The following is a 26,683-nucleotide window of genomic DNA, read 5'->3' as shown; positions in this document are numbered from 1 at the left end:
CCGGACTGTCATGGATTGGCGACGATCCGTTGCGGGACGTCGCGAACCGTCACGCCCCGCAAGCCCCGACCGGCCCTCCGGCCCGTCCGGACTCGCCCCGTCGCTCAGGCGCCCGGGCCCTTTCGGCCACTTCATACGGCTTCGCGACGCGGTCTGGCATTTGCCAGGTGCATACACGCGGCCACTGGCACGATGCTCCGCATGCCCCTGCTCCTGTTCGACCTCGACAACACGCTGCTCCCCCGGGACGCCGCCTTCCGGGCCTGGGCGCAGGACTTCCTGTCCGAACACCACCTACCGCCCGGCGACCTCGACTGGTTCGTCACCCTCGACGGCGGCGGCTACGTGCCGCGCAGCACCGTACTGTCCGCCGTCCGACGCCGCTACGGTCTGGACGCCTCCGTCGACTTCCTGCTCGCGCACTTCCGACGCGGTATCAACTCGCACATCCACTGCCCGCCCCGGCACCTCGAGGCGTTGCGGACGGCACGGGCGGCCGGGTGGACGCTCGGGATCGTCTCCAACGGCGGCACCCGGCCGCAGTTGGAGAAGATCCGGCGGACCGGGCTGGGGTCACTGGTCGACGGCTGGGTGATCTCGGAGGAGGCCGACTGCGTCAAACCGGATCCACTGATCTTCGAGATAGCCGCCCGGCGGTGCGGCATCCGACCGACCGGGGACTGGGCGGCGCACACCTGGATGGTCGGGGACCACGCGCCCGCCGACATCGCCGGGGCCGAACTGGCCGGGCTGCGCAGCGTCTGGCTGCACCACGGCCGACCGTGGGCCGAGAGTGGCTACCGGCCGACGCTGAAGGCGGCCGGGCTGCCGGAGGCCGTCGGCCTGGTGCTGGCCGCCCGCAACGCCCCCTCGGCCCGTGCCGACGTCCGGCCGGGAGTCCACACGGGTGGGGTGGGGCGGCGGCAGGCGGTCGCGGTTCCGGCGCGCGCGACGGCGCTGCTCGGCGCGCGGTCCGGCGTACGTCCGACGGCGACCGCCCCGGACGGCCCGAGTGCGACCGTTCCCTTGAACGCCGGGACGGCTGCCGCCTCGGCTTCCGGAGCGGGGTTCGGTGTCCGAAACCGATCAGCCGAGTTTGCCGTGATCGCCGACGGCCTCCCGAGCGCAGGGGCATCGCGGGAGCGGAAGGCCGGAACGGGTGGCGACCTGCGGACCCGCGACGGGGCGGATCCGGGCGTGGACGGCGGCCCGGCGGTCGCACCGGCGCGGCCAACACCCCTCCGCACGGCGGCCGGTGGCGCCGACGGGGCTGGTGGTGCTGGCGGTGCCGATGGGGCCGGACCTGTCCGGACCGTGGTCGTGGCGGCGCCGGGCATCGGGACAACCGCCTTGGCTGACCCGGCCGTTGCGCCGCCGAGCGCCGCAACACCGAGTGCCGGAGCACCAAGCGCCGCAACACCGAGTACCGCAGCACCGAGTACCGCAGCACCGAGTGCCGCAACACCGCTCGCTGCGGCGCCGATCAGCGCGACGCTGACCGCTCCGGGGTCGATCGCCGAAGTTCCGATCGCGGCAGTTCCGATCGCGGCAGCGCTCGCCCAGTAGCACCCCGGGGCCCTGGCCCCGGGCCGATCCGGGACGGACTCCGCTGCCGCAGCGGTCGCTCAGTGACACCCGGGCCCGAGCCCGGACCCACAACCGGGCCCAGCCCAGGGTCCCGCCCAAGGTCCCACCCCAGGCCCAGCCGCAGGTCCGGGCGCGACCCCGCTGGTCAGCCGCCCGGTGAGGTGCGGCTCCACCAGCAGGTGGGGGTCTGCGCGGTGAACCCGAGCTTGCGGTAGAGCGGTTCGCCGGCCGAGGTGGCGACCAGGGTGGCCGGGCGGTCCGGGTGGGCGTGGGTGAGGGCGGTCTGCAGCACGGCCCGGGCCACTCCCTGCCCGCGCTGGTCGGGCAGGGTGGCGACCCAGTACACCCCGGTGGCGGTCCCGTCGTCGTAGGTCAGGCTGGCGCCCGCCGGTGTGCCGTCGAGGCGGGCGATCCAGGCCCGGCAGCCGGGTTCGCGCAGCAGTTGTTCGGGGAGCGCTTCGCCGTGCCTCCAGGGCTGTCGGGCAGGCAACGGGAAGCCGTCCACGATGGTTCGCTCGACCAGTGCGAAGGTGTGACCGTCCACGGCCTCATCAACCGTCAGGGTGCCGCCGCCGTGCGCCCGTGAGACGACGGGCAACTCGCCGGCCACGCCCTCGACCGGACCGGGTTCCCGGGCCATCACCGGCATGATCGGCATCCGGACGGCGCCGAAGCGGGTCAGGTCGAGCCCGCTGTACGGGTCCTCGAGAGTGAAACGAATGGTCTCCCAGTCGGCCATCAGGTCGGCCAACTGCTTCTCCACGTCGGCTGGTTCGGCGTAGGGGCGGGTGACCACGAAGCGCTGAGAGTCGTCCGGGGTGCGGGCGCAGCGGACCGCTGTGAGGCCCTGTCGGACGTCGGACTGCCAGCCGTGCGCGCGGGCTTGGGCGAGCCAGAAGGCGGCGGCGTTGTCGTTGGCCTGTTCGAGCCGGCTGTTGGTGTTCACGGCAGGACCGTAGCCCGTCGGCACTGATGCGGGTTCGGCCGCCCCGGCACTGGCCGGATGGAGCCTGGGAGGCGCACAGCAGGCGCCCGTGCGCCCTCCTGTGCACCGCCGATTTTCGGTCAATTTCGTGCCGTTCCCTCCCGCTTGGGCAAATCCGCAGCCCAGACCCACCGGCCGGGCGCCCGGAGACCGGACGCCCCAGGAACCGTCCCGCGACAACCAGCCACCGTTGCACCGGCCCTCTTCCCAGAAGGGTCGACGGGTGCCACGCTTCGTGATCGAATGCATCACGCCAAATTGCCATGTCGACATAGCGTCGGATGGTGAACTTGTCACAACGGCAGTGGTCCACCCGATAGATTTCGATCTTGGCTAGCAGTGCCGCACCACCCACACCACACCACCGAGGGGGCTTGAGCGCCTTGAGCAGGGTGAGCAGGAGCGACGCGGGTCCTGACAGCGGCCAGGCGCCGGCCGGCACCGCGAGTCGGTCCGCCAGAAGCACCGGCACCTCCGCGATCGCCGCCACCACCCGCGCCTCCGGCACCCCGGGCACCTCGGGGCCCGCCTCGCACTCCCCCTATCCCGCCGCGCCGCCCACCGCCTCCGGGCACGCCCCGGGCGACCACGGCGGCCCGGTCCACGGCGGCCCGACGCCGTACGGTGCGCAGCCGGTCCAGGGCGGGCACCCGCACCACCCCGGACAACCCGTCAACCGAGGCCAGGTCAGCCCGGTCCAGGCCTATGGCGGTCCGACCCAGCCCTACGGCGGCGACCACCCAGGACACCCGGGACACCCCGGGCACTCAGGACACCCCGGCTACCCCGGCCACCCGGCCTACCCCGCCAGCGGCGCCGCCCCGGGCCTGAACGGCGCCGGCGCCGGCCCGCTCGGCGGCCTCGCCCTGGGCACCGCGCCCGGCCACGGCCCGCTGGGCCACGGCGGGCCGGTCGGCAACGGCTCCCCGACCGCCCTGGCGGCGTCCGGTGCCCCGCGCAAGCTGTCCGGGCGGCGCCGCCGGGAGACGGTCGCGGTGCTGATCTTCGGCGGCGCCCCGATCTTCGAGAGCTCCATCCCGCTCTCGGTCTTCGGTGTGGACCGCCAGGACGCCGGGGTCCCCCGCTACCGGCTGCTGGTCTGCGCCGGCGAGGAGGGCCCGCTGGCCACCACTGGCGGCCTGACCCTCTCCGCGCCGTACGGCCTGGAGGCCCTCGCCCGGGCCGGCACGATCGTCGTACCGGCCTGGCGCTCGATCTCCCAGCCGCCGCCGGTGGAGGCGATCACCGCCCTGCGCAAGGCCCACCACGAGGGCGCGCGGATCATCGGGCTGTGCACCGGCGCCTTCGTGCTCGCCGCGGCCGGTCTGCTGGACGGCCGTCCGGCGACCACCCACTGGATGTACGCGCCGACCCTGGCCAAGCGTTACCCGCGGGTGCACGTCGACCCGCGCGAACTGTTCGTGGACGACGGCGACGTGCTGACCTCGGCCGGTACCGCCGCCGGGATCGACCTGTGCCTGCACGTGGTGCGCAGCGATCACGGCGCCGAGGCCGCCAACGCGCTGGCCCGCCGCCTGGTGGTGCCCAGCCGCCGCAGCGGCGGCGGACAGGCCCAGTACATCGATCAGTCTTTACCGGAGGAGATCGGCAACGACCCGCTGGCCGAGGTGGTCACCTGGGCGCTGGAGAACCTCAACCAGCAGTTCGACGTCGAGGTGCTGGCGGCCCGTGCCTACATGAGCCGGCGCACCTTCGACCGCCGCTTCCGCACGCTCACCGGCAGTGCGCCGCTGCAGTGGCTGATCACCCAGCGGGTGCTCCAGGCGCAGCGGCTGCTGGAGACCTCGGAGCTGTCGGTGGACGACGTGGCGCGCCGGTGCGGGTTCCGTTCGCCGGTCGCGCTGCGCGGGCACTTCCGCCGCCAGCTCGGGGTCTCCCCGGCCGCGTACCGGACCAGCTACCGGGCGCGCCGCCCCGGGCAGCAGTCGCCGACCCCGGCCGGCGCGCACGGCGGCGAGCTCCGGCTGCCCGGCACGCTGCCGCACCCGGCGGGCCCCGCGGCCGCTTCGGCGGCGGGCGGCGGGCCGTTCGGCGGTGCGGGACACGGCGGCCAGCCGGCCCACGGTTTCCCGGCCGGTCCGGGAGCGCAGGTGCCGGTCGGGCAGCCGGGCCACGGGCAGCCGGGCCATGGACAGCCGGTCGGACACGGGCAGCCGGTGCCGCACGGACAGACCGGTCCGTACGGTCCGGGGCAGGCCGGGACGCCGACCGCCCAGGGCTTCCACGCCCGCGCGGGCCAGCCGTACCCGCACCAGCAGGCCGCGCAGCAGCCGCACCCCGGGCAGCAGGGTGTGGCACGCGGTCCGGTGCGGTCGCCGCTGGTTCCGCCGCAGGCCGGTCCGGGTGCGGGGCGTCCGCCGCGCACCGCCGAGCATGCGGCGGCCGAGGACGGCCACCCCCAGCCGGGGGCGCGCGGTCAGGGCCAGGGGCACCGCAGCGCGGTCGAGCGCCCCGGCGACGAGCCGGGTGCGGCCGGGCGTGCGCACGGTGCGCCGACCGGCCGGGTGCCGTCCGGCGCCGCCGGGCAGTCGGCGGCCGGGGCGGGCGAGCTCCGGGGCCGGCAGGCGCGGCCCCCGCAGGTCCGCACCCCGGGCACCCGGGCCACCGCGGCGGACGGCGGACGGGCGGCGGGCGAGGCCCGTCCCGGGCGGGGCGGCCACACGGTCCGCACCGGTCGGGATGGCGAGCATCCGGACGGCCACGGCACGCACGACGGGGCGGAGGAGCACCAGGCCGAGGCCTGCGCTCCGGCACCCCGCTCGGCTCCACCGGTCCCCGCGGCGCGTGATCGCGCCGTAGGGTGAGTTGCGTGAATGACCGTTTGGTATGGATCGACTGTGAAATGACCGGCCTCGACCTCGACCGGGACGCCCTGGTCGAGGTCGCGGTGCTGGTGACGGACTCCGAGCTGAACATCCTCGGCGAGGGCGTGGACGTCATCATCCGCCCGCCCGCGGAGGCTCTGGCGAACATGCCGGAGGTGGTGCGCGCGATGCACACCTCCTCCGGCCTGCTGGCGGAGCTGGAGCAGGGCGTGACCCTGGCCGAGGCCGAGGAGCGGGTCCTCGCGTACGTGCGCGAACACGTGCCGGAGGCCGGGAAGACGCCGCTGTGCGGCAACTCGGTGGCCACCGACCGCGGCTTCCTGGCCCGGGACATGCCGGCCCTGGAGAAGCACCTGCACTACCGGATCGTGGACGTCTCCTCGATCAAGGAGCTGGCCCGCCGCTGGTACCCGAAGGCGTACTACAACAGCCCGCCGAAGGGCGGGAACCACCGGGCGCTCGCGGACATCCGCGAGAGCATCGACGAACTGCGGTACTACCGCGAGGCGGTGTTCGTCCCCCAGCCCGGGCCGGACGCCGACACCGCGCGTGCCATCGCCGAGAAGTACCGGGCCGTGCCCGACTGACCCGGGTCTCGGTCGCGGGTCGGCGGCAGGCCGCCGGACGGTGTCCGCAGGCCGGTCGAGGGCCGACCGCGGGGTCGGAGGGGGTGCCCTCGTTCGTCGGAACGAAACCCTGGCGCGAGCACCCTCTCGGATCCTGTAGAGTTCTTCCTGTCGGAACGGGAACGCGAGAGCGGGAACGGACCGGACAGATGGTGGGTGTAGCTCAGTTGGTAGAGCACCTGGTTGTGGTCCAGGTGGTCGCGGGTTCGAGTCCCGTCACTCACCCCAGAGCCCGAGGGGCCGATCTCTTCAAGAGATCGGCCCCTCGGGCGTTTTCGCGTTGCCTCAGTTGTGGGCGGTGGCCCGGGTTTTCCGGGCGACCCCTGCCGCGACAAGCTACCGGCTAGTAACATCGTCGCCATGACCACTCCTTCGATCGGCCAGATGCTCGACGCCACCGTGCCGATGGCGCACACCCTCAAGCTCGAGTACCTGGAGACCACCCCGGAGCGCGCCGTGCTCCGGCTGCCCGACCAGCCCGCGTACCACAACCACGTCGGCGGCCCGCACGCCGGCGCGATGTTCACCCTCGCCGAGTCCGCGAGCGGCTGCATCGTGCTCGCCGCCTTCGGGGACCAGCTGTCCCGGGCCGTGCCGCTCGCCGTGAACGCCGAGATCGCCTACAAGAAGCTGGCCATGGGCGAGGTCACCGCCACCGCCGTGCTCGGCCGCCCGGCCGCCGAGGTGGTCGCCGAGCTGGACGCCGGCGGCCGCCCCGAGTTCCCGGTCACCGTCGAGATCACCCGCGCCGACGGCGCCGTCACCGGCGTGATGACGGTCACCTGGACCCTGCGCCCCAACTCCTGACCGCCGCACGGTCGATGGCCCCGGGAGCACCGGCCCGGGGCCATCCGCGCGATGACTGTCCGTGACGGCGGGCGTGACCTCACCGCCCGCCCGCTCGTTCTCAACTCACGTGCGAGCCAATCACGCGACCGAGCCCCAGGAACCCGCCCCCCGCGGCGTCGCCGGAGCCCGACGGGCGGTCGCCCGGTGGCTGCCCCGCCCCCGCACCCTCGCCGCCGGCGGGGCACTGCTGCTCGCACAGCTCTGGGGCGTCGGCGTCCCCGGCGCGTACGCGGCCACCGCCGAACCGTCGTCCGCGCAGCACGGACCCGTCGTCCACCGGGCCCTGCACGGCGGCCCCGTGCTCGACGGCCCGTCAGCCGTTCGGCCCGTCGGACCGGCGCACCCCGGCACCGCTGGACCGGGTCGCTCCCCCGGACCCGTCGGGGGGCTGACCGACGGCGGGCCGGTCGACGGGGCCGCCGGCGCGGTCGGCGACGTCCTCCAGGAACGCATCCGCGCCGGCGGACTCCCCCTGCCCGGCCAGGGATCCGCCGTCCCCGACGCCTTCGCCCTCGCCTCCGGCCTGCTCGGCACCGTCCCCGCCCAGGGGCGCCCCGCCGAGGCCCGCGCCTCCCACGAGGGCGAATCCGCCACCCTGCCCGCCGTCCCCCGGCCGCGCTCCGGCCCCGCCGACCCGGGCCGCCCGACCAGGCCCGAGGCGGCCGGTACTCCCCCGGTCCGGGACGCCACGGCCCACGAGGAGCCGGGCCCGGCGGAACCCGCCGGCACCTCGGGGGCCGGCGAGGGCGTCGCCGCCCGGGCCGTACCGGCCGGCGACGGGACGCCCGCGGAGCTCGCCCTCGCCGACACCGCGACCGCGACGGCCGAGGAGGACGCCTCCGCCACCGCGGCCGCGGTGCTCGCCCCCATCGCCGCCGGGCTGCTGCTCACCGGCGCGGCGATGTGCAAGCACCGGGGACTGCCGCGCGGGCACTGAGCAACGCGGCTGCGGGCGCGGGGAATCACTGGTCCGCGGGCTGGAGTTCGAGGACGGGCCTCAGAGGCCGGAGCCCAGCTTCAGCTCCATCAGCGGGAGTTCACGCCCGGGTATGGAGCCGGACGGCGTGCTGCCGATGCGGGTGGCACCCATCGCCCGGTAGAAGGGCTCGGCGTTCGGGTCGGAGCCGATGGTGAGGCGGTGCAGGCCGGCGGCCCGGGCGCGGTCGCGAACGTGCTCGAACAGCGTCCGGCCGATGCCTCGGCCGATCCGGTCCGGCTCGACGAAGAGCATGACCAGCTCGCCGGACGGCGGGACGACGGTCAGCGCGGCGAAGCCCAGCACCCGGCCGCCGTCCTCGGCCACCACCGTCGACGCCCGTTCGACGGCGGCGGCGTCCAGGGTCAGCTCCTCGCGGCACGCGGCCATGAAGGCCTCGTCGTAGCCCCAGTACGCCTTGGCCCGCAGGGCGATGCCGGTGAGCAGTTCGGCCTCGTCCGGGCGGGCGGGTCGGATGTGCATGCGGTTCCCTCACGTCGACAGCCGGACGCCCGCGGCCATTGTGCGCCGCAACTCGGTCGCCTGCCAACGGTTTTACCGTGGGCGGGGAAGGGCCGGTGGAGAAGGGCGCGGGGAGAGGAGCGCAGGCGGCGAGCGAGGCCGACCAGGGCCCCCGGGGAGAGCGCTGCGATTGGGTGAGCGGGAGCCGTCCGGAACCGGGCAAGGGCGAGGGGCTGCGCGAGCGGGCCCCGGTGCGCCGCCGACGCCTGCCGCGCCCCCGCCGTCAGCGGAAGACGCCCGGGGGCGGGGCCGGGGAGGGGGCCGCCGTGGCGTCGGTGGCCGGGGTGGCGCCGGCGGTGAAGTCGGTGAGGGCGCGGCCGTGTTCGACCCGGCCGTGGGAGGAGTCGGAGGCGACCCGGCGGGTGAGGTCGGCGATAGGGAGCGGGGTGTGGGCGGCGGCCAGGACGAGGTTGCCGAAGCGCTTGCCGCGCAGCACGGCGGGGTCGGCGGTCAGGCACAGTTCGGGGAAGACCGCGCCGAGGGTGGCGACCTGGGAGCGGGCGAAGGGCAGGGCGCCGCCGTCGGCGATGTTGGCGGCGTACCAGCCGCCGGGGGCGAGGGCGCGGGCCGCGAGGGTGGTGAACTCCACGGTGGTGCAGTGGGCCGGGGTGCGGGCGCCGGAGAAGACGTCGGTGATGACCAGGTCGACGCTGCCCTCGGGGGTGCGTTCCAGCACGCTGCGGGCGTCCGCGCCGCGCACCTTGATCTGCCAGCCGCGTTCCAACGGCAGTTCGGCGCGGACGAGTTCGGTGAGCTCGGTGTCGATCTCGGCGACCTGCTGGCGGGAGCGCGGCCGGGTGGCGGCCACATAGCGGGCCAGGGTGAGGGCACCACCGCCCAGGTGCAGGACGGTCAGCGGACGGCCCGGCGGGGCGACCAGGTCGATCAGGTGGCCGAGCCGGCGCTGGTACTCGAAGCCCAGGTGGGTGGGGTCGGCGAGGTCGACCAGGGACTGCGGGGCGCCGTCGATCAGCAGCGTCCAGGCGTGCGGGCGGTCGCGGTCGGGGCGCAGTTCGGCCAGGCCGGAGCCGACCGGACGGGTGAGCGGGCCCTGGGCGTGGCGGCGGCCGTCCGACCCGGTGGTGAGCGCCGGTTCAGGGCTGCGCGCGGCCCGGTTGCTTCGTCCCATGGCGGCCATTATCGCCGGAGGCGTCATGGGCGAGTGCCGCCGGAGGCGTCACGGGCGGGTGCCGCCGGAGGCGTCATGGGCGGGTGCCGCCGGAGGCGTCATGGGCGGGTGCCGCCGGAGGCGTCACGGGCGGGTGCCGCCGGAGGCGTCACGGGCGGGTGCCGCCGGAGGCGTCACGGGCGGGTGTCCCCGCCGCAGGAGCACGCCCCCAGGTCAGGGGCGTGCCACGGGGATCCGGCCGGAGGCGAGGGGGCCCGGCCGGGTCCGCGCGGCACGCCCGCTAGAACGGGCCGAGGCCGCCCGCGGTGAGCGTGCAGGCGGCCTCGCAGAGGGCGGAGCGGAGCACCCAGGCGTCGGTGGGGCGGGCGGTGCGGTCGGCGCCGGACGGCGGGATCACCCAGCGCGGATCGGTGGCGGAGGGCACCAGGGCGCCGGCCGTACAGGAGCTGCCGGGCAGGTGCCAGGTCTCCCGGGTGCCGGCTGGGACGAGGAAGGCGAGGGTGCTGCCGTCGTGGCTCTGCAGGACGGCCCCGCAGGCGCGGCGCAGGCGCAGGATGTCGACGGCCTCCAGGCCGTGCCGCAGGGCGACCGTCACCGTGTCGCAGCCGGTGACGAGGGTGTCCTCGGGCGGGACGGCGTACTCCCGGCACTCCCGGCGCAGGCCGCCGCAGGAGCCGCGGCCGCCCTCGACCGGGCCCCGGCCGGGGAACCGGTCGTCGGCGGGGTCGGGGAGCAGGGCGGGGGCGGCGGCGGCGAGCGCGCCCCCGGCGACGGGTCGGTGCTGCGGCAGTCCGGTGGCCATCATGGGGCCCTCCTGTACCTCGTCGGTTCGGAAGCGCTGCCGCCGGGGTGGGGCCGCGGGGCGGGGGGACGGGCCGGTGGGCGGCCTGGGCTTCCTGGTACCAGGACAACGCGGCGGGAACGCCGGAGGCCACGGGGCGCATTACAGCAAGGCATGGCATTTCATGGCGGATATCCGGCAACAACGCCCGATTTGCAATGTTTTGACGGCTAATGTCCGGCACACCCCATGTGGTCGGCCGGTGACTCCGAGTATTCTCGGCGCCATGGCAGCCACCCCACCGGCCGAGCCGAACCGACCGTCCCCCAACACCGTGATGCGCATGCTCCGCGGCGACCGCTCACCCGGCGAGTTCGCCATGGCCGTCCGCCGGGCCGCCCGCGAGATCGGCGAGCACGTGTCCTGCGACGCCCGCTACGTCGGACGGGTCGAGTCCGGTGAGATCCGCTGCCCCAACTACGCCTACGAGCGGGTCTTCCGGCACATGTGGCCGGACCGCACGCTCACCGACCTCGGCTTCGCCCCCCGCACCGCCGTCCGCCGCCGAGCGGCGGCGGACGGCGCCCGGGCGGCTGCCGGGTTGGCCCCGCCCCAGCCCACGCCCGACCCCACCCCTGACCCCACGCTCCATCCACCGCTCCACCCACCGTTCCCGCCCCTGCCCGCCCCGCGCTCACCGCACTCCACCCAACTCCCGTACGCTGCCTCGCCGTACGCGGATCCAACCGCTCCGGACCGGCTCGCGTGGCCGATGGCCGGCGCGGTGCCCAGGGGGCCCGATGGATCGCCCTATCTCGACGAGGAGAACGACGACGTGCGTCGCCGTACGTTCCTGGCCGGCGGCTCGACCGCGCTGGCCACCGTCATCGGCATCGACCGGCCGGCCGCCGCCGGCCCGGTCGCCGCTGCCGGATTCGGACCCGCCGCCGGTCCCGCCGCCGGACTCGGCCCCGCTGCCGGCCCCGTCGCCGGTGTCGGCTTCGGACCGGCCGATGGCCGATCCGCCCTCCCCGGCGCGGAGTTCACCGCGCCCTCGCTGCTCGCCGCCGAGCCGGTGGTGCCCGGCCGGCCGGGGCCGGTGCCGCCGCCGCGCAAGGTCGGCGCCGCCGAGGTGCTGGGCGTCGAGCAGGCCGTCCGGGACATCAGACTGGCCGACGACGCGCACGGCGCGGACGCCCTGTACGAACTCGCCGGGCAGTCGCTGCGCACCGCCTACCTGCTGCTCAACGAGGGCGAGTACAGCGCCGAGACGGAGCGTCGACTCCAGGCCGGGGCCGGTGAACTGGCCATCTCCGTGGGGTGGTTGGCGCACGACTCGAACCGGCTCGGGGATGCCCGCTCGTTCTACGCGGAGGCCCTCGCCACCGCCCGGATGGCCGGGGACCCCGCACTGGAGGCGCACGTCTTCTGCAACAGCGCCTTCCTGGCCCGGGACGCCGGGCGCCCGCGCGAGGCGCTGCGCGCCGCGCAGGCCGGGCAGTGCGCCGCCCGGGAGCTGGAATCCGCCCGGCTGCTCGCCCTGCTGGCCATGCGCGAGGCCGGCGCCTGGGCCGTGCTGCGGGACCGCTCCGCCTGCGAACGCGCGATCGGCCGGGCGTACGCGCTGTTCGACCGGGGGCCGTCCGAGGCCGACCCGGAGTGGATGTCGTTCTTCGGCGAGGCGGAGATCGCCGGGCTGCAGTCGCAGTGCTGGTCCGCGCTGGAGGACTGGGACCGCGCCAGCGACCAGGCCGCGCTGGCGATAGCGCTGCAGGAGCCGCACTTCGTGCGCAACCGGGTGCTGTACACCGCCGAGCTGGCCCACGACCGGCTCGGCCGGGGGGACTTGGCGGGAGCGGCGCACCACGGCTCGGCCGCCGTCGCGCTGTTCGGAGAGGTCCGCTCGGCCCGGATCCGCAGCATGCTGGCGGACACCGCGGGGCGGTTGCGTCCGCACGCCGCGGTGCCCGAGGTCCGCCGGTTCCTGATCGGCTACGACCGGGCCGCAGCCGCCTGAGCGGTCGTCACCGCTCGAGTCGCGGCGGCCCGAGCGGTCACCGCCGCACGAGCGGCTACGGCATGAACGACCGCCGGCTCCTCCGTCAGTGGCCGGACTTCAGCCCGTCCAGGTGGGACAGGTCGTTCCAGACCTCCACCGCCGGGGCGCCGTACTCCCAGGACAGCACGCACAGCGCCGCCGTACCGAGCTTGAACCGCTGGGCGAACTCGGGCGGCAGGCCCAGCCAGCGGGCGGCCAGGATGCGCAGCAGGTGGCCGTGCGCGAACAGCACGACGTCCTGGTCGGCGCAGTGCATGTCGGTGGTGTCCGCCTCCGGGACTCCGTGCTCCTCGTTGAGGTCCGCGAGGAGGGCGTCCACCCGGGCGGCCACCTCGGAGAGCTTCTCGCCACCGGGCACGCCGTCGCGCCAGATCAGCCAGCCCGGGTGGTCGGTGGCCCGGATGTCGGCGCCGGTGCGGCCCTCGTACTGGCCGTAGTCCCACTCCATGAGTTCCGGGCGCTCCACCGCGCGGTCGCCGAAGCCGGCGAGTTCGCAGGTCTCCTTGGCCCGGCCGAGCGGGCTGGTGTAGACGAGCGCGTCGGGCAGTCCGTTCCACGGGGCCTTGGCGAGCCGGGCGCCGAGCGCCCGGGCCATCGCCCGGCCCTGCTCGGTCAGCGGGATGTCGGTGCGGCCGGTGTGTTGGCCGGAGGCCGACCACTCGGTCTCGCCGTGGCGGACCAGCACGATTCGGGCGGGCATTGGAGAGCTCCTCGCAGCGGGGCGGTCGACGGTCGGTCTCACCCTTGAGCACCGGGCTCCATGATCCCTCACCCGGGCGACCCCACGAGCCAAAGGGCGCGCCGCTGCCGAAAGGGCGGGCCCCTCCGGCCCGATGGCGGGCAGGAGGGAGAGCGACAAGCGAGGTACGAGCGCCGGAGCGACGACCGTCGGCAGCGGGTTGGAGCGCCCGGCGGCGAGTGGGGTGGGTCACCACCACGGCGCGGGCCCGGGGTACCTCGTGATGGCGGCCGGTTCCGTCCGGTGCCGCGGGCCGGTCCGCACCGCGTTGTCGGACCCGGATGCGACACTGGGCCCCACCATGAACGTCTCGACGAACGTCCCGCCCGGCGGGCCCGCTGAGCCGCTCGCCCAGCGGCTCGCCGAGCTGCGCGGACCGGCCCCGCAGCGCAGTCTGAACGCCCGCTCCCTCGCCGCCCTGGCCGCCAATCCGGGCTGCCACCGCCGCGCGGTGCTGGACGCGGCCGGGGTGGACAAGTCCGCGCTGGCCGCCCGGCTCGGCCGCCCCGCGCCCTTCGGGCAGTCCCCGTTCGCGATCGCCCGCGGCCTGGTGTTCGAGTCCCGGCTGAAGGCGGACGACCACGCCGCCCTGCTGGAGCCGCTGCGCGCCCACCTCGGCGTCCCGGCGGACGACCGCGCCCCGCTGCTGGTGCCCGACCTGCTGCACCGCTCCGGCCCGGCCGTCCGCGCCGACCGGACGGCCGAGGCGCTGGCCCGGGCCGCCGCCGACCCGGATGCCTGGACGCTGCTGGACCACCCGATGCTGCGGCTCCCCGTGGCCGGCAGCACCGCCTACCTGGAGCCGGACGCCCTGGTGGTGCACGGCGGGCGGTGCACGGTGGTCGAGATCAAGTCCTTCCCGGTGCTGGACGGCAGCGCGGACCCGGCCAAGGTCGGCGCCGCCGCCCGGCAGGCCGCGGTGTACGTGCTGGCGCTCCAGCACGCCGCCGCGGCGGCCGCCGGGCTGCCGCTCGCCGACGACCCGTACACCGAGCAGCGGCTGCCGGGCAGCCCCCGCACCAGCGTGCTGCTGGTCTGCCCGAAGGACTTCGGCAACCGGCCGACCGCGGTGGCCGTGGACGTCCGCCGCGAGCTGGCCACCACCCGCCGCCAGCTGAGCCGGATGACCGGCATCGGCCGACTGCTGGCGGCGCTGCCGCCGGGCACCGACTTCGACCTGGCCACCGACGAGGACGGCGCCCCGGCCCGGAGCACCGAGCAGCTGACCGCCGCGGTCGAGGCGGTGCCCGCCGCCTACAGCCCGGACTGCCTCTCCACCTGCGAGCTCGGCTTCCACTGCCGCGCCCAGGCCCGCTGCGGCGACCGGGTCGAGCAGCTCGGCCGGGGCGTGCGCGGCGAACTGGGCAGCATCCGCACGGTCACCGAGGCGCTGACCGCCGCATCCGGCGGCGCGGGCACCGGGGACCCGGCTGACCCGGACGACCCGGACGACGGCGACGGCGCGCACGAGGCGGCCGAACGCCTGGCCTACGCGGCCGCCCTGCGCGCCGAAGCGCTGGGTGGGCGGCGGCCGGGTTTGGGACGACCAGGTACGGAAGCGCCGGGTACGGAAGCGCGGCACCCGGAAGCGCTGGGTGCCGGCGCATGAGCCTACTCACCACCCTCGCCCGGCTGGAGGCCGTCCGCAGCGGCCGGGCCGAGCCGCTGGCCACCGTCCGGCACCGGCACCTGTCCGAGCGCCCGATGGTGCTCGTCCCGCTGACCGCGGCCGGTGAGTCCGGCGCACCGCTGGCCGTCATGCTGGGCACCGACCGGGACGCGCCCCGGCTGCACCTGGTGCCGCAGCCGCTCAACCGCACCCTGCGGTTCGACTTCCTGGCCGCGCTGGCCGCCGACCTGCTGCCCTACCTGGAGTCCTTCGGCACGGACGTCGAGCAGATCGAGGGCTCCGAGAAGGATCCGGAGAGCGGCGAGAAGACCCAGGTGTTCCGCGAGCTGTGCACCGACGCGCCGCAGCTGATCGTGCCCAACGGCGCGGGCGTGCACCACCTCGCCCTGATCGGCCGGTCGACCCGCTTCCGCCGCACCGTCGAGGACGCCGAGCCGGGCCCGTATCCGGCGCCGCTGCGGGTGCCGCTGCTCGGCCGCTGGCTGACCCACCTCACCGACCGCGCCCAGGTGCCCGGCTCCAGCCTGCTGCTGCCGATGACCGGCCTGCTCGCCCGGCACTGGGCGACCGGCCAGAGCCACCTGGAGGACCAGCACCTGGCCGCCCTGCTGGCCTGGCACAGCCCGCCGCCGGGGCTGACCGGCGCACGGGCCGCCGAACTGGCCGAGACCGAGCGCGACGAGCACGGGCAGCTGGTGCACCCGCCGGCCGGTCCGGCCACCGACCCGGCCTTCGACGAGGGGGTGCTCGCCCCGGCGATCGCCCGCTACGACACGGCCGTCAGCGCCCTGCAGCACAGCACCGAGCAGCGCGACGAGGCCGCCGCCGAGCGCGCCCGGACGGCCGTCCGTTCGGCCGTCGAACAGCTGGAGCAGGTGCTGTCCGCCGTCCTGCTGCCCACCTGGCGGGACGTCTGGCACGGCCTGGACCTGCTGCGCGCCCTGCCCCCGGCCGGGCACCTGGAGGAGCGCTGGACCGGTGACCGCTGGTCCTACACCGGCCACCGGGACCGCCTGGCGGCCGGCGAGCCGCCGCAGCCCCGGCAGGACGACGCCGTCACCGCGGCCCGCAAGCTCGCCCAGCGCGAGCGCGAGCAGGCCCGGCTGGACGTCCAGGAGGCGCTGGACGACCCGCTGGCGATGGCCGAGCACCGGCTGTCCGGCGAGGCCTTCAGCGGGGTGGTGACCGAGGTGGTGCCGGACTACGACACCACCGGCCGCTCCCCCAAACCCCGCCCGCTGGTCACCCTGCGCACCGCCGACCGCCCGCACGCCGACCTGGGCCGGGAGGCGCACCGGGTGCACGGTCCGTCCGCGCAGAAGGCGCGGATCGTCGCGGTCGACCCGGCCGAGGGCACCATCACCCTGCGGGTGCTGTCCGGCATGGGCCGCAAGAAGGAGCCCGAGCCGGGCAGCCTGCCCGAGCCCGGTGAGCCGGTCACCTTCACCCTGTTCGAGTTGACGGTCCGCCAGTCCGCGCCGCTGCCCGAGCCGGACGACACCCCGTGGACCCACGGCGGCCCGCCCGGCACCGCGTCCGCGCCGTCCGCCGCCGCCATCGCCGTCGCCACCGAGGAGTGGGAGTGATGACCGGACCGATCAGCGAGCAGTCCCCGGGCGCGGCCGCCGACGCCGCGGTGGCCCGCATCCTGGCGGCCACCGTCCGCCCGCCGGCCGGTGCGCCGCGCGGCGTGGTGGTGGACTCCCCGCCCGGCGCCGGGAAGTCGACCCTGGTGGTGCGGGCCGCCCGCGAGCTGGTGGCGGCCGGCGAGCGGCTGATGATCGTCGCCCAGACCAACGGACAGGTGGACGACCTGGTCGGCCGACTGGCCGAGAAGGCCCCGGAGCTGACGATCGGCCGGCTGCACGCCGCGGACTCCCGCCCCGGCCCGGAGGTGCTCAGGCACGCCAACGTCACGCCCTCCGACAAGGTCGCCGACCTGGTCGAACAGGACGTGGTGATCTCCACCTCCGCCAAGTGGCAGTGGGTGCGGGCCGAGGCACCGTGGCGGCACGCGATCGTCGACGAGGCGTACCAGATGCGTTCGGACGCCCTGCTGGCGGTGGCCCGGCTGTTCGAACGGGCGCTGTTCGTCGGCGACCCGGGCCAGCTGGACCCGTTCACCGTGGTCGGCACCGAGCAGTGGGCGGGCCTGTCCTACGACCCGTCCAGCAGCGCCGTGGTCACCATGCTGGCGCACAACCCGCAGATCGAGCCGCACCGGCTGCCGGTCTCCTGGCGGCTGCCGGCCAGCGCGGCCCCGCTGATCTCGCGGGCGTTCTACCCGTACACGCCGTTCCGCTCCGGCACCGGCCCGGACGACCGCCGGCTGACCCCGGCCGTCCGCCCGGACGGATCGGCGCTGGACGCGGTGATCGACCGGGCGGCCGAGCACGGCTGGGCGCTGCTGGAGCTGCCCGCCCGGCACACCGTACGGACCGACCCGCAGGCGGTGGCTGCGGTCGCGGCCACCGTCCGACGGCTGCTGGAGCGTGGGCTGACCGCCCGGTCCGAGCAGGGCGAGGCCCCGCTCACCGCGGACCGGATCGCCGTCGGCACCGCGCACCGGGACCAGGCGGCGGCCGTCCGGGCGGCCCTGCTCAAGGTGGGCGTACCGGTGGACGGCACGGCCGGGCCGGCCGTCACGGTGGACACCGCCAACCGGCTGCAGGGCCGGGAGTACGACGTCACCGTGGTGCTGCACCCGCTCTCCGGGCGCCCGGACGCGACCGCCTTCCACCTGGAGACCGGCCGGCTCTGCGTGCTCGCCTCCCGACACCGGCACGCCTGCATCGTGATCGCCCGGGCCGGGATCGCCGAGCTGCTGGACGAACACCCCGCCACCGAGCCGGTGCAGTTGGGCGTCCCGGTGGCCTTCCCGGACGGCTGGGAGGCCAACCACCAGGTCCTCCAGCACCTGAGCGGCCACCGGGTGCACCTGCGGTAGCGGCGGTCAGTCCTCGGTCTCGCACACCGCGAAGGCGACCACGGACCCGTGCTCGGCCTGGGCGCTCCAGCCGGTCGCGTCGGCGGTCGGCCCGCTGGCGCGCACCGGGCCGGTCGCGTCGGGCTGGAGCCGGTAGCCGCCGCCGGTCAGGTGGGTGCCGGCCGGGCAGGTCGCGGTCGAGACGCCGCCCGGGCTGCTCGCCGGTCCGGTGACGACCTTGGCCGTCTCGGCGGCGAAGGCGGGTGCGGCGGGCGCGGCCGAGGCCAGGACGGCGGCGGCCAGCAGGAGGGCGGTGGACAGTGCGCGCATGGGGTGCTCCCGGTTCGGTGGAGGACTTTCAGTGGACGACTGCTGTACTCGGCACAACCGGTTCGCGTGCGATCAGGACGCGCGGCGCCCGCAGCACTCCTCCGGCGCGCACCGGGGAATAGCGCCCGCACGCGCACCGTTCCGCTACCGGCCGCCGCCGCGAGACAATGGACGACGGCCACGATCGGCGGTGCGGCCCGGAGCAGCCCGCCCGCCCTTCCCCACCCGAGACCCCGGAGGTGTCCGTCCATGCCCGACTCCCCCGCCGAGACGCCCGAGCCCACCAGGCGCCAGCGCCCCGCGCAGCTCCTGTTCGAGCCGCAGTCCGCCGAACCGGAGCCGGAACGATTCTTCGACCTGGAGTCGATCGACGACCCCGCGGAGCTGCTGCGCCGCTCCACCGAACTGGCCCTGGCCTTCCGGGCCGCCGCCGAGCGTGCCACCGACTTCCAGGCCGTCGCCGCCGCGCAGCTCGCGGACCCGCGCCGGTTCGACGCGCTCTCGAACACCGAGATCGCCGAGCGGGCGGACTGGACCCCGGACTACGCCGCCAAGATGATCGAGTACGGCCGCGGTCTGCTCCAGCCGCGCCGCCACGAGGACTGATCCCCCCGCACGGACCGACCCCAGCCCCAGCCCCAGCCCGGTGGCATATGCCAGCGGCGGAGGGTACGCGATCGCGCGCCGCCCTGTCCGGCGAACGGTGCTTTCCACCACACCGGGGCCGCGCACGGCGCAGGCTGCTGGGCGTGGACATCTGGACGCAACAGTCGGTGGAGTACGTCTCCGTGGCCGGGGAGGCCTGGCTCGCCTCCGCGAGCGAGTACCCGCGCAGCATGCGCGCCCTCTGGGAAGCCCGCCCGTGGGCACCCTCGGTGCTGCCCTGCGGGCGGGCCTTCGACGTGATCAGCATGCCGTCGCTGTTCGGCCGCCGGGTGCTGGACGAGCTGTGGGCCTCCGGTCCCGGCTGCGGCCCGGTCGCGGCCTACCGGGGGCGGACCCTGTTGTTCGTCCAGCCCGGCGCGGCGCCCCGGCTGCGCCGGCTGCTGGCCTGGGAGGAGTGGGCCCGGGACGTGCCGCCGCTGCTGTGCCACGGCAAGGGCGACGCGGTGACGGTGCCGCCGGTGCAGCGGATGGCGCACGGCCCGGACTCCCCGAGCCGGGGCACGGGCCGCTGGATCGTCGCCCCGGAGGAGCGGGAGCCCTGGCTGCCGGGGGCCTCGGTGGTGCTGTGGGCCTGCGTACGGGCGGCGGCGCGCGAGCCCGGCGCGGGCGTCCCGGCCGAGCCGGTCCTCGTGACCGGCGGGTGAACGGGGGGCGACCGGTATTCGATTTTGGCTCGGACGCGGGCCGCTGCTAGAGTCTTCTCTGTCAGCAGGCGCCGCTAGCTCAGTTGGTTAGAGCAGCTGACTCTTAATCAGCGGGTCCGGGGTTCGAGTCCCTGGCGGCGCACAGACAGTCGGAAGGCCCTTCGCGAGAGCGAAGGGCCTTCCGGCGTTTCCGCGCATTCATGCAAGGGCGGGGCCGGGCCGCCCGCCGGAGCGGACGGCCCGGCCGGGGCTCAGCGGCCGCGCAGCGCGCGGTAGCGGGCGACCAGCTCGGCGGTGGAGCTGTCCAGCTGCTCGCCGCCCTCACCGGTGAGCAGCACCGGCTCGATCCGCTTGGCGAGCACCTTGCCCAGCTCGACGCCCCACTGGTCGAAGGAGTCGATGTTCCAGATCGCGCCCTGGACGAACACCTTGTGCTCGTACAGCGCGACCAGCTGGCCCAGCACCGAGGGGGTCAGCTCGGCGGCCAGGATGGTGGTGGTCGGGTGGTTGCCCTTGAAGGTCTTGTGCGGGACGAGCTCGGCCGGCACGCCCTCGGCGGCGACCTCCTCCGGGGTCTTGCCGAAGGCCAGCGCCTGGGTCTGGGCGAAGAAGTTGGCCAGCAGCAGGTCGTGCTGGGCGACCAGGCCGGGGAGCAGGTCGGCGACCGGCTTGGCGAAGCCGATGAAGTCGGCCGGGATCACCTTGGTGCCCTGGTGCAGCAGCTGGTAGTAGGCGTGCTGGCCGTTGGTGCCGGGGGTGCCCCAGACCACCGGGCCGGTCTGCCAGCCGACCGGGGTGCCGTCGCGGGTCACCGACTTGCCGTTGGACTCCATGTCCAGCTGCTGCAGGTAGGCGGTGAACTTCGACAGGTAGTGCGAGTAGGGCAGCACCGCGTGCGCCTGGGCGTCGAAGAACGCGCCGTACCAGACGCCCAGCAGGCCGAGCAGCAGCGGGACGTTCCGCTCCGGCGGGGCGGTGCGGAAGTGCTCGTCGACCAGGTGGAAGCCGTCCAGCATCTCGCGGAAGGCGTCCGGGCCGATGGCGATCATCAGCGAGAGGCCGATCGCGGAGTCGTAGGAGTAGCGGCCGCCGACCCAGTCCCAGAACTCGAACATGTTGGCGGTGTCGATGCCGAAGTCCTGGACGCCCTGGGCGTTGGTGGACAGCGCGACGAAGTGCTTGGCCACCGCCTCGGTGCCGGCGCCCAGGCCGTCGAGCAGCCAGGACCGGGCGGAGACCGCGTTGGTGATGGTCTCGATGGTGGTGAAGGTCTTCGAGGCGACGATGAACAGCGTCTCGGCCGGGTCGAGGTCGCGGACCGCCTCGTGCAGGTCGGCGCCGTCCACGTTGGACACGAAGCGGACGTCCAGGTCGCGCTTGGTGTACGGGCGGAGCACCTCGTAGGCCATCGCCGGGCCCAGGTCGGAGCCGCCGATGCCGATGTTGACCACGGTGCGGATCGGCTTGCCGGTGTGGCCCTTCCACTCGCCGCTGCGGACCCGGTCGGCGAAGGCGGCCATCCTGTCCAGGACGGCGTGCACGCCGGGGACGACGTTGACGCCGTCGACCTCGATGACGGCGTCGCGCGGGGCGCGCAGCGCGGTGTGCAGGACGGCGCGCCGCTCGGTGATGTTGATCTTCTCGCCGCGGAACATGGCGTCCCGCAGCTCGGCGACGCCGGTGGCGGCGGCGAGCTCGCGCAGCAGCTCCAGCGTCTCGTCGGTGACCAGGTGCTTGGCGTAGTCCACGTGCAGGTCGCCGACCTGCAGGGTGTGGGTGCGGCCGCGCTCGGGGTCGGCGGCGAACAGCTCGCGCAGGTGGGTCTCGCCCAGCTCGGACCGGTGCTTGGCCAGGGCGGCCCACTGCGGGGTGCGGTCGAGCGGGGTGCGGGCGTCGGCGCGGGTCTCCGACATCGGTGGGTCCTCGATTCATCTGGGTGCAGAAACCGGCAGGGCCAGGCGTGAGGGTGTGTTCGCGAGGTCGTGGCGGTACTGGTGGTGCGCCGACTCCGTTGACGGCCTGCCCGGGTTCAGCCTATGCAACCCCGGAGGGGGTCGCGCACATTCCGACCGGCGTGCGCGGACCGCCCGTCACTTCCGCCGGTCCGTCACTTCCGTTCCGAGCGCGGGTCCAGCCCGCGCAGCACGTGGTCGACCAGTTCCGGGTCGGCACCGAGCTCACTGCGGGCGATGAGCATCTCGCGCCGGGAGGCGGCGATCATCTCCTGCTCGACCTCGGCGGCGGCCCGCCACTGGGCCTGGCGCTGCTTCGCCTCGGTGTGGTTCTCCGGGCAGAGCCGGGCCAGCCGGTCGTGCTGACGGTCCCGCAGGCGGTCGGCGACCTCGGCGGGCAGCCGGTCCTGCTCCTCCAGTTCGCCGAGCCGCTTGAGCCCGGCCTTGGCGGCCCGCCACCAGAGTCGGCGCACGGCCTGCTCCCTGCGGGCGAGCGGCATGGTCACCACGGAGGCGAGCGGCACCAGGAAGAACAGGGGCAGCTGGCCCACGGGGAGGTTCCTCTCGACGGCGGATCGGTGGCGGAATCGGCGACGGATCGGCCACAGACGGCTGAGCGCCGCCCAGGATAAATCTGACAATGCGCCCCATAGGTGGGGACGCGCCGAACCGGCGCTTGACCTCAAGCTCGCTTCAGGTTCGAGGATCGGGGACGTTCGACCAGCGAACCGGCGAGAGGAGTCCCCATGAAGGCGGTCACCGTACCGAGGCCCGGCGGTCCCGAGGTCCTGCGGGTCACCGAGGTGCCCGACCCCGAGCCCGGAACGGGCGAGGTCCGGGTGCGGGTGTACGCCGCCGGGGTGCAGCCGGTGGACCTGGCGATCCGGGAGGGCTTCCGCCCGCCGGGACTGGTGGTCGAGTCGCCGTTTGTCCTCGGCAACGAGTTCGCCGGGGTGGTGGACCGGCTCGGGCCGGACGTCGACGGCTGGCGGGTCGGCGACGAGGTGCTGGGCTTCCGGATGCTGGGGTGCCAGGCCGAGCTGGTCACGGTGGACGCCGCCCAGCTGGTGGCCAAGCCCGCCGGGATGCCCTGGGAGCAGGCCGGCGCGCTCTCCGCCTCCGGCCAGACCGCCCACCTGGCGCTCGCCCTGCTCGGGGTCGGCCCCGGCGACACCGTGCTGGTGCACGGCGCCGCCGGCGGGGTCGGCACCGTCGCCGTCCAGCTCGCCGGGGCCCGGGGCGCCACCGTGATCGGCACCGCGAGCGAGCGCAACCACGACTACCTGCGCGAGCTGGGCGCGGTCCCGGTCACGTACGGCGAGGGGCTGGTCGAGCGGGTCCGCGCGGTCGCGCCCCAGGGGGTGGACGCGGCGTTCGACGCGGCCGGGCGGGGCGCCCTGGCGGCCTCCGTCGAGCGGGTCGCCGACCGGGACCGGATCGGCACCGTGGTCGACTACCCGGAGGCCGAGCGGCTGGGTGTCCGAGGGCTGCGGGGGCCGCGCACGGCCGAGCGGCTGGCCGAGCTGGTGCGGCTGTGGGAGGCGGGCGGGCTGCGGCTGGAGATCGCCGAGACGCTGCCGCTGGAGAAGGCCGGGGAGGCGCACCGGCTGGTCGGGACCGGGCACGTCCGGGGCAAGGTGGTGCTCACGGCCTGAGCGGACCGGGGCAGTCCGGGCCGATTGTGTGTTTCGGCCGCTGACCAGGTAATGTTCTCCACGTCAGCAGGCGCCGCTAGCTCAGTTGGTTAGAGCAGCTGACTCTTAATCAGCGGGTCCGGGGTTCGAGTCCCTGGCGGCGCACAGACAGCCGGAAGGCCCTTCGCGAGAGCGAAGGGCCTTCCGGCGTTTCCGCAGCCACTCGCCCGCTCGCCTCCGGGGCGGGAGCGGATCGTCGGTGACGGCGGTGCCGACCGCGTAGCCGGTGACGGTCTGCCCGGTGGCGGACTCGCTGACGCCGAGGGCGTCGCTCATCCCGGGCAGGACGCCGGCCGGCAGGGTCTCGGTGAGCGCGGTGACGAACACCGCGGTGGCCGGTGCCAGCAGGGCCGGCAGCGGAAGCGCCGGTCGCACGGCGGGGGTCGTGAGCCGTGTGGTCGCCATGGGGCCATGCTCGGACCTCACACGGGTGTCAGGTTCAATGTCCCGGCCGGGGGCGCCCCGGTTGCCGGGGGTGAGGCCCCGTCGAAGGATGGAGGGGTGACCCCGCCCGGCTACCTCCGATACCCCCACCTGCGCGGCGACCTACTCACCTTCACCGCCGAGGACGACGTCTGGCTCGCCCCGCTGGAGGGCGGGGCCGCCACGACCGGCCGGGCCTGGCGGGTCGGCTGCGACCGCACCCGGGTCAGCCACCCCCGGTTCTCCCCCGACGGCACCACCCTCGCCTGGACCAGCTGGCTCGGCCTGGCCCCCGAGGTGTGGACCGCCCCGGTCGAGGGCGGCGGGGCCCGCCGGCTCAGCTACTGGGGCAGCCAGGACACCCGGGTGCGCGGCTGGCTGCCGGACGGCGAGGTGCTGGCCGTCACCTCCTTCCACGAGCCCTTCAGCCACTACACCTGGGCACACGCGCTGCCCCCGGACGGCTCCCCCGGCCGCCGGATGCCCTGGGGCCCGGTCGGCGACGCCCAGATGAGCCGGGAGCGGACCGTCCTGCTCACCGGCTCCGCCCCGCACGAGCCCGCCGCCTGGAAGCGCTACCGCGGCGGCGCGGTCGGCCGGCTCTGGGTGGACGGCGAACTGATCCTGCCCGAGCACACCGGCCACCTCTCCTCCCCCATGCCGGTCGGCGACCGGATCGCCTTCCTCTCGGACCACGAGGGCATCGGCAACCTCTACTCCTGCCGCCCCGACGGCAGTGACCTGCGCCGGCACACCGACCACGCCTCCTACTACGCCCGCGAGGCCGCCACCGACGGCTCCCGGATCGTCTACCAGCACGCCGGTGACCTCTGGCTGCTCGACGGCCTGGACGCCCCCGCCCCGCGCCGGCTGCACGTGCCGCTCGGCGGCGCCCGGGCCGGCCGCCGCCCGTACCAGGTCAACGCCGCCAACCAGGTCAAGGACCTCGCCTGCGACCACACCGGCCGGGCCGGGGTGATCACCGTGCGCGGCAGCCAGTACTGGCTCACCCACAAGGACGGACCGGCCCGCACGCTCGCCGACACCCCCGGGGTGCGGACCCGGCTGCCGGTGGTGCTCGGGTACACCGGCGAGGCCGCCTGGATCACCGACGCGCAGGGCGCCGACGCGATCGAGGTGATGCCGCTGCCCGGCCACGACGTCCCCCCCGAACTCACGGAGCGGCACCACCACCGGGTGCTCGCCGTCGGCAGGCTCGGCCGGGTCCTGGAGCTCACCGCCTCCCCCGACGGCGCCCGGCTCGCCGTCACCACCTCGGACGGGCGGCTGCTGCTGGTCTCCGCCGCCGACGGCGAGGTCCGCGAGCTCGCCGCCTCCGACTACGGACCGGTCGCCAGCGCCCGGTTCTCCCCCGACTCGCACTGGATCGCCTGGTCCCAGCCGGCCGCCGGGCGCTCGCTGCGCCGGATCCGGCTCACCCGCACCGACGCGCCCGCACCGACCACCGACGTCACCGACGGCCGCTTCGAGGACGAGCAGCCGGTGTTCACCCGGGACGGCCGCTACCTGGCCTTCCTGTCCTGGCGCGGCTTCGACCCGGTCCACGACGTGCACACCGGCGACCTCTCCTTCCCGGTCGGCTGCCGCCCGTACCTCGTCCCGCTCACCGCCGACACCCCCTCCCCGTTCGCCGCGCCCGCCGAGGACGGCGCCCCGCGCGGGGACGGCGGCGGCGACGGCACCGTCCGGGTCGACCCCCAGGGCATCGGCGACCGGCTGCTGCAGTTCCCGGTGATCGCCTCCAAGTACTCGGCCACCGACGCGGTGCGCGGCGGCCTGGTCTGGCTGCGCTGGCCGATCTCCGGCACCCTCGGGCAGACCTTCGTCAGCCCCGAGGACACCTCCGGCCGCCCCTCGCTGGAGTACTTCGACCTGGCCCGGGGCAGCCGCACCACGCTGGTCGACAAGCTGGACGGCTACGCGGTCTCCGGGGACGGCGGCTCGATCGCGGTCTACTCGGCCGGGACGCTGCGGGTCATCCCGGTCGGCGCCCCCTCCGCCGGGACCAGCGTCGACCTGCGCCGGATCACCCACACCGTGCACCCGGCCGCCGAGTGGCGCCAGGCCTACCACGAGGCGGCCCGGATCGTCCGGGACCAGTTCTGGGACGAGCGGATGTCCGGCCTGGACTGGCCCGCGCTGGTCGACCAGTACGAGCCGCTGCTGGAACGGGTCTGCTCACCCGACGACTTCGCCGACCTGCTGCGCGAACTCCTCGGCGAACTCGGCACCTCGCACGCCTACGTCACCCCCTCCCGGCGCGCCGAGGGCCCCACCCTCGCCCAGCAGCCGCTCGGCCTGCTCGGCGCCACCGCCCACCGCTCCCCCGACGGCCGCTGGCTGGTCGACCGGGTGCTGCTCGGAGAGTCCTCCGACCCGCGCGCCCGCGCCCCGCTCGCCGCCCAGGGCGTCCAGGACGGCGACGAGCTGCTGGAGGTCGGCGGCCGCCCGGTGGACCCGGTGCGCGGACCGGGTCCGCTGCTGGCCGGCACCGGCGGCACCACCGTCGAACTGGCCCTGCGCAGCGGCCCGGACGGCCCGGTGCGGCGGATCACGATCACCCCGCTGACCGACGAGCGGGCCGTCCGCTACCAGGACTGGGTCGTCAAACGCCGCGCCCTGATCCGGGAGTTGAGCGACGGCCGGTGCGGCTACCTGCACATCCCGGACCTCGGCGGCTCCGGCTGGGCGCAGTTCAACCGGGACCTGCGGCGCGAACTGGACAAGCCCGCGCTGGTGCTGGACGTGCGCGGCAACGCCGGCGGCAACGTCTCCGAACTGGTCCTGGAGAAGCTCACCCGGCACGTCCTCGCCTGGGACTTCAGCCGCGGCCGCCAGCCGGTCCGCTGGCCCCGGCACGCGCTGCGCGGCCCGCTGGTGGCGCTCGCCGACGAGGCGACCAGCTCGGACGGGGACGTGATCATCGCGGCGATCAAGCTGCTCGGCCTCGGCCCGGTGATCGGCAACCGCACCTGGGGCGGGGTGGTCGGGATGACCGGGCGGCACACCCTGGGCGACGGCACCCAGATCTCGGTGCCGAAGAACGCCTCCTGGTTCAGCGGCGGGCTCGGCTGGTCGGTGGAGAACCGGGGCGTCGAGCCCGACGTGCACGTGCTGCGCACCCCGCAGGACTGGGCCCGGGGGCGCCACCCGGACCTGGTCACCGCCGTCCAGCTGGCCCTGGAGCTGCTGGAGGACGCGCCCGCGGCGGCGCCCCCGCCGGAGTCCACGCCCCGGCCGGACCTGCGGCGCCCGCCGCTGCCGCCGCGGGCGCACTGATGGCACTGAAGGCGTGGGG

The 26,683-nt window shown here is 75.4% G+C and carries 20 protein-coding genes, 3 tRNA genes and 2 pseudogenes; 16 read left to right on the top strand and 9 right to left on the bottom strand.

From position 1 onward, the window contains the following. Positions 1–201 precede the first annotated feature (201 nt). Positions 202–1,566, top strand: a complete 1,365-nt coding sequence (locus tag O1G21_RS24970) for an HAD family hydrolase (RefSeq protein ID WP_270146836.1) — start codon at positions 202–204, stop codon at positions 1,564–1,566. A 166-nt stretch (positions 1,567–1,732) separates the two neighbouring features. On the opposite strand, the gene O1G21_RS24965 is transcribed toward O1G21_RS24970, so the two are convergent. Continuing rightward, entirely contained in the window at positions 1,733–2,533 is an 801-nt protein-coding gene (locus tag O1G21_RS24965; RefSeq protein ID WP_270146834.1) for a GNAT family N-acetyltransferase, read from the bottom strand. A 974-nt stretch (positions 2,534–3,507) separates the two neighbouring features. On the opposite strand from O1G21_RS24965, the pseudogene O1G21_RS24960 reads away from it, so the two are divergent. From O1G21_RS24960 to O1G21_RS24940, 5 genes and pseudogenes are all read left to right on the top strand, one after another. Beyond that, positions 3,508–4,525 (top strand): annotated as a pseudogene (locus O1G21_RS24960) (helix-turn-helix domain-containing protein); the annotation flags it as partial. Between the two features lie 877 nt (positions 4,526–5,402). After that, positions 5,403–6,005, top strand: a complete 603-nt coding sequence (gene orn / locus O1G21_RS24955) for an oligoribonuclease (protein ID WP_270146832.1) — start codon at positions 5,403–5,405, stop codon at positions 6,003–6,005. A 191-nt stretch (positions 6,006–6,196) separates the two neighbouring features. Further along, positions 6,197–6,272 (top strand) — tRNA-His (locus tag O1G21_RS24950). A gap of 132 nt (positions 6,273–6,404) precedes the next feature. Further along, the gene (locus O1G21_RS24945; RefSeq protein WP_270146831.1) at positions 6,405–6,851 is read left to right on the top strand and encodes a DUF4442 domain-containing protein; all 447 of its coding nucleotides are present in this window, start codon (positions 6,405–6,407) and stop codon (positions 6,849–6,851) included. Positions 6,852–6,960: 109 nt separating this feature from the next. Further along, on the top strand, positions 6,961–7,830 hold the full coding sequence (locus O1G21_RS24940; RefSeq protein ID WP_270146829.1) for a hypothetical protein: 870 nt from the start codon (positions 6,961–6,963) through the stop codon (positions 7,828–7,830). A gap of 60 nt (positions 7,831–7,890) precedes the next feature. Here O1G21_RS24940 and O1G21_RS24935 read toward each other — a convergent pair whose 3' ends face one another. From O1G21_RS24935 to O1G21_RS24925, 3 genes are all read right to left on the bottom strand, one after another. Next, positions 7,891–8,352, bottom strand: coding sequence for a GNAT family N-acetyltransferase (locus O1G21_RS24935; RefSeq protein ID WP_270146827.1), 462 nt, complete (start codon positions 8,350–8,352; stop codon positions 7,891–7,893). Positions 8,353–8,614: 262 nt separating this feature from the next. Beyond that, a complete protein-coding gene (locus tag O1G21_RS24930; RefSeq protein ID WP_405000704.1) occupies positions 8,615–9,520 on the bottom strand; it encodes a spermidine synthase in 906 nt (301 codons plus the stop codon). A 280-nt stretch (positions 9,521–9,800) separates the two neighbouring features. Further along, positions 9,801–10,325, bottom strand: coding sequence for a hypothetical protein (locus O1G21_RS24925; RefSeq protein ID WP_270146823.1), 525 nt, complete (start codon positions 10,323–10,325; stop codon positions 9,801–9,803). Between the two features lie 262 nt (positions 10,326–10,587). Here O1G21_RS24925 and O1G21_RS24920 point away from each other — a divergent pair, with 262 nt between their 5' ends. Continuing rightward, positions 10,588–12,318: a hypothetical protein gene (locus O1G21_RS24920; RefSeq protein ID WP_270146821.1), complete on the top strand. Its 1,731-nt coding sequence runs from the start codon at positions 10,588–10,590 to the stop codon at positions 12,316–12,318. An 85-nt stretch (positions 12,319–12,403) separates the two neighbouring features. Here O1G21_RS24920 and O1G21_RS24915 read toward each other — a convergent pair whose 3' ends face one another. Continuing rightward, positions 12,404–13,060 carry a histidine phosphatase family protein gene (locus O1G21_RS24915; RefSeq protein ID WP_270146819.1) on the bottom strand — a complete coding sequence of 219 codons (657 nt, stop codon included), beginning with the start codon at positions 13,058–13,060 and terminating at the stop codon, positions 12,404–12,406. A 340-nt stretch (positions 13,061–13,400) separates the two neighbouring features. Here O1G21_RS24915 and O1G21_RS24910 point away from each other — a divergent pair, with 340 nt between their 5' ends. From O1G21_RS24910 to O1G21_RS24900, 3 genes are read left to right on the top strand one after another with little or no spacing between them, the layout of a single operon-like run. Beyond that, positions 13,401–14,708, top strand: a complete 1,308-nt coding sequence (locus O1G21_RS24910; RefSeq protein WP_270146817.1) for a hypothetical protein — start codon at positions 13,401–13,403, stop codon at positions 14,706–14,708. Continuing rightward, positions 14,705–16,315 carry a hypothetical protein gene (locus O1G21_RS24905; RefSeq protein WP_270146815.1) on the top strand — a complete coding sequence of 537 codons (1,611 nt, stop codon included), beginning with the start codon at positions 14,705–14,707 and terminating at the stop codon, positions 16,313–16,315. Before O1G21_RS24910 ends, O1G21_RS24905 begins: the two co-directional genes overlap by 4 nt. Next, positions 16,315–17,676 (top strand): AAA family ATPase, encoded by a 1,362-nt coding sequence (locus O1G21_RS24900; RefSeq protein ID WP_270146814.1) that lies wholly within the window; start codon positions 16,315–16,317, stop codon positions 17,674–17,676. Before O1G21_RS24905 ends, O1G21_RS24900 begins: the two co-directional genes overlap by 1 nt. Before the next feature lie 6 nt (positions 17,677–17,682). Here O1G21_RS24900 and O1G21_RS24895 read toward each other — a convergent pair whose 3' ends face one another. After that, complete coding sequence (locus O1G21_RS24895; RefSeq protein ID WP_270146812.1) at positions 17,683–17,985, bottom strand: hypothetical protein; 303 nt, start codon at positions 17,983–17,985, stop codon at positions 17,683–17,685. Positions 17,986–18,234: 249 nt separating this feature from the next. Here O1G21_RS24895 and O1G21_RS24890 point away from each other — a divergent pair, with 249 nt between their 5' ends. From O1G21_RS24890 to O1G21_RS24880, 3 genes are all read left to right on the top strand, one after another. Then, on the top strand, positions 18,235–18,591 hold the full coding sequence (locus O1G21_RS24890) for a hypothetical protein (protein WP_270146811.1): 357 nt from the start codon (positions 18,235–18,237) through the stop codon (positions 18,589–18,591). 143 nt (positions 18,592–18,734) lie between these two features. Next, a complete protein-coding gene (locus O1G21_RS24885; RefSeq protein ID WP_270146810.1) occupies positions 18,735–19,295 on the top strand; it encodes a bifunctional DNA primase/polymerase in 561 nt (186 codons plus the stop codon). Between the two features lie 68 nt (positions 19,296–19,363). Beyond that, positions 19,364–19,437: transfer RNA gene (locus O1G21_RS24880), tRNA-Lys, on the top strand. Between the two features lie 109 nt (positions 19,438–19,546). Here the strand turns inward: O1G21_RS24880 and pgi are convergent. Continuing rightward, positions 19,547–21,208, bottom strand: a complete 1,662-nt coding sequence (pgi, locus tag O1G21_RS24875) for a glucose-6-phosphate isomerase (protein WP_270146808.1) — start codon at positions 21,206–21,208, stop codon at positions 19,547–19,549. A gap of 194 nt (positions 21,209–21,402) precedes the next feature. Continuing rightward, positions 21,403–21,798: a hypothetical protein gene (locus O1G21_RS24870; RefSeq protein WP_270146806.1), complete on the bottom strand. Its 396-nt coding sequence runs from the start codon at positions 21,796–21,798 to the stop codon at positions 21,403–21,405. A 195-nt stretch (positions 21,799–21,993) separates the two neighbouring features. Between O1G21_RS24870 and O1G21_RS24865 the strand changes: the two genes are divergently transcribed. Together O1G21_RS24865 and O1G21_RS24860 are read left to right on the top strand one after the other, a co-directional pair. Then, entirely contained in the window at positions 21,994–22,902 is a 909-nt protein-coding gene (locus tag O1G21_RS24865; RefSeq protein WP_270146804.1) for an NADP-dependent oxidoreductase, read from the top strand. A 70-nt stretch (positions 22,903–22,972) separates the two neighbouring features. Continuing rightward, positions 22,973–23,046 (top strand) — tRNA-Lys (locus O1G21_RS24860). 42 nt (positions 23,047–23,088) lie between these two features. Here the strand turns inward: O1G21_RS24860 and O1G21_RS24855 are convergent. Further along, positions 23,089–23,346, bottom strand: a pseudogene (locus O1G21_RS24855) (MFS transporter); the annotation flags it as partial. Positions 23,347–23,442: 96 nt separating this feature from the next. On the opposite strand from O1G21_RS24855, the gene O1G21_RS24850 reads away from it, so the two are divergent. Next, positions 23,443–26,664 carry a S41 family peptidase gene (locus O1G21_RS24850; RefSeq protein ID WP_270146803.1) on the top strand — a complete coding sequence of 1,074 codons (3,222 nt, stop codon included), beginning with the start codon at positions 23,443–23,445 and terminating at the stop codon, positions 26,662–26,664. Positions 26,665–26,683 lie beyond the last annotated feature (19 nt).

It is taken from the genome of Kitasatospora cathayae, assembly GCF_027627435.1.
GTDB classification, from domain to species: Bacteria; Actinomycetota; Actinomycetes; order Streptomycetales; family Streptomycetaceae; genus Kitasatospora; species Kitasatospora cathayae.
Note: the sequence above shows the minus strand (reverse complement) of the source record. Positions and strands in the feature narration are given on the sequence as shown.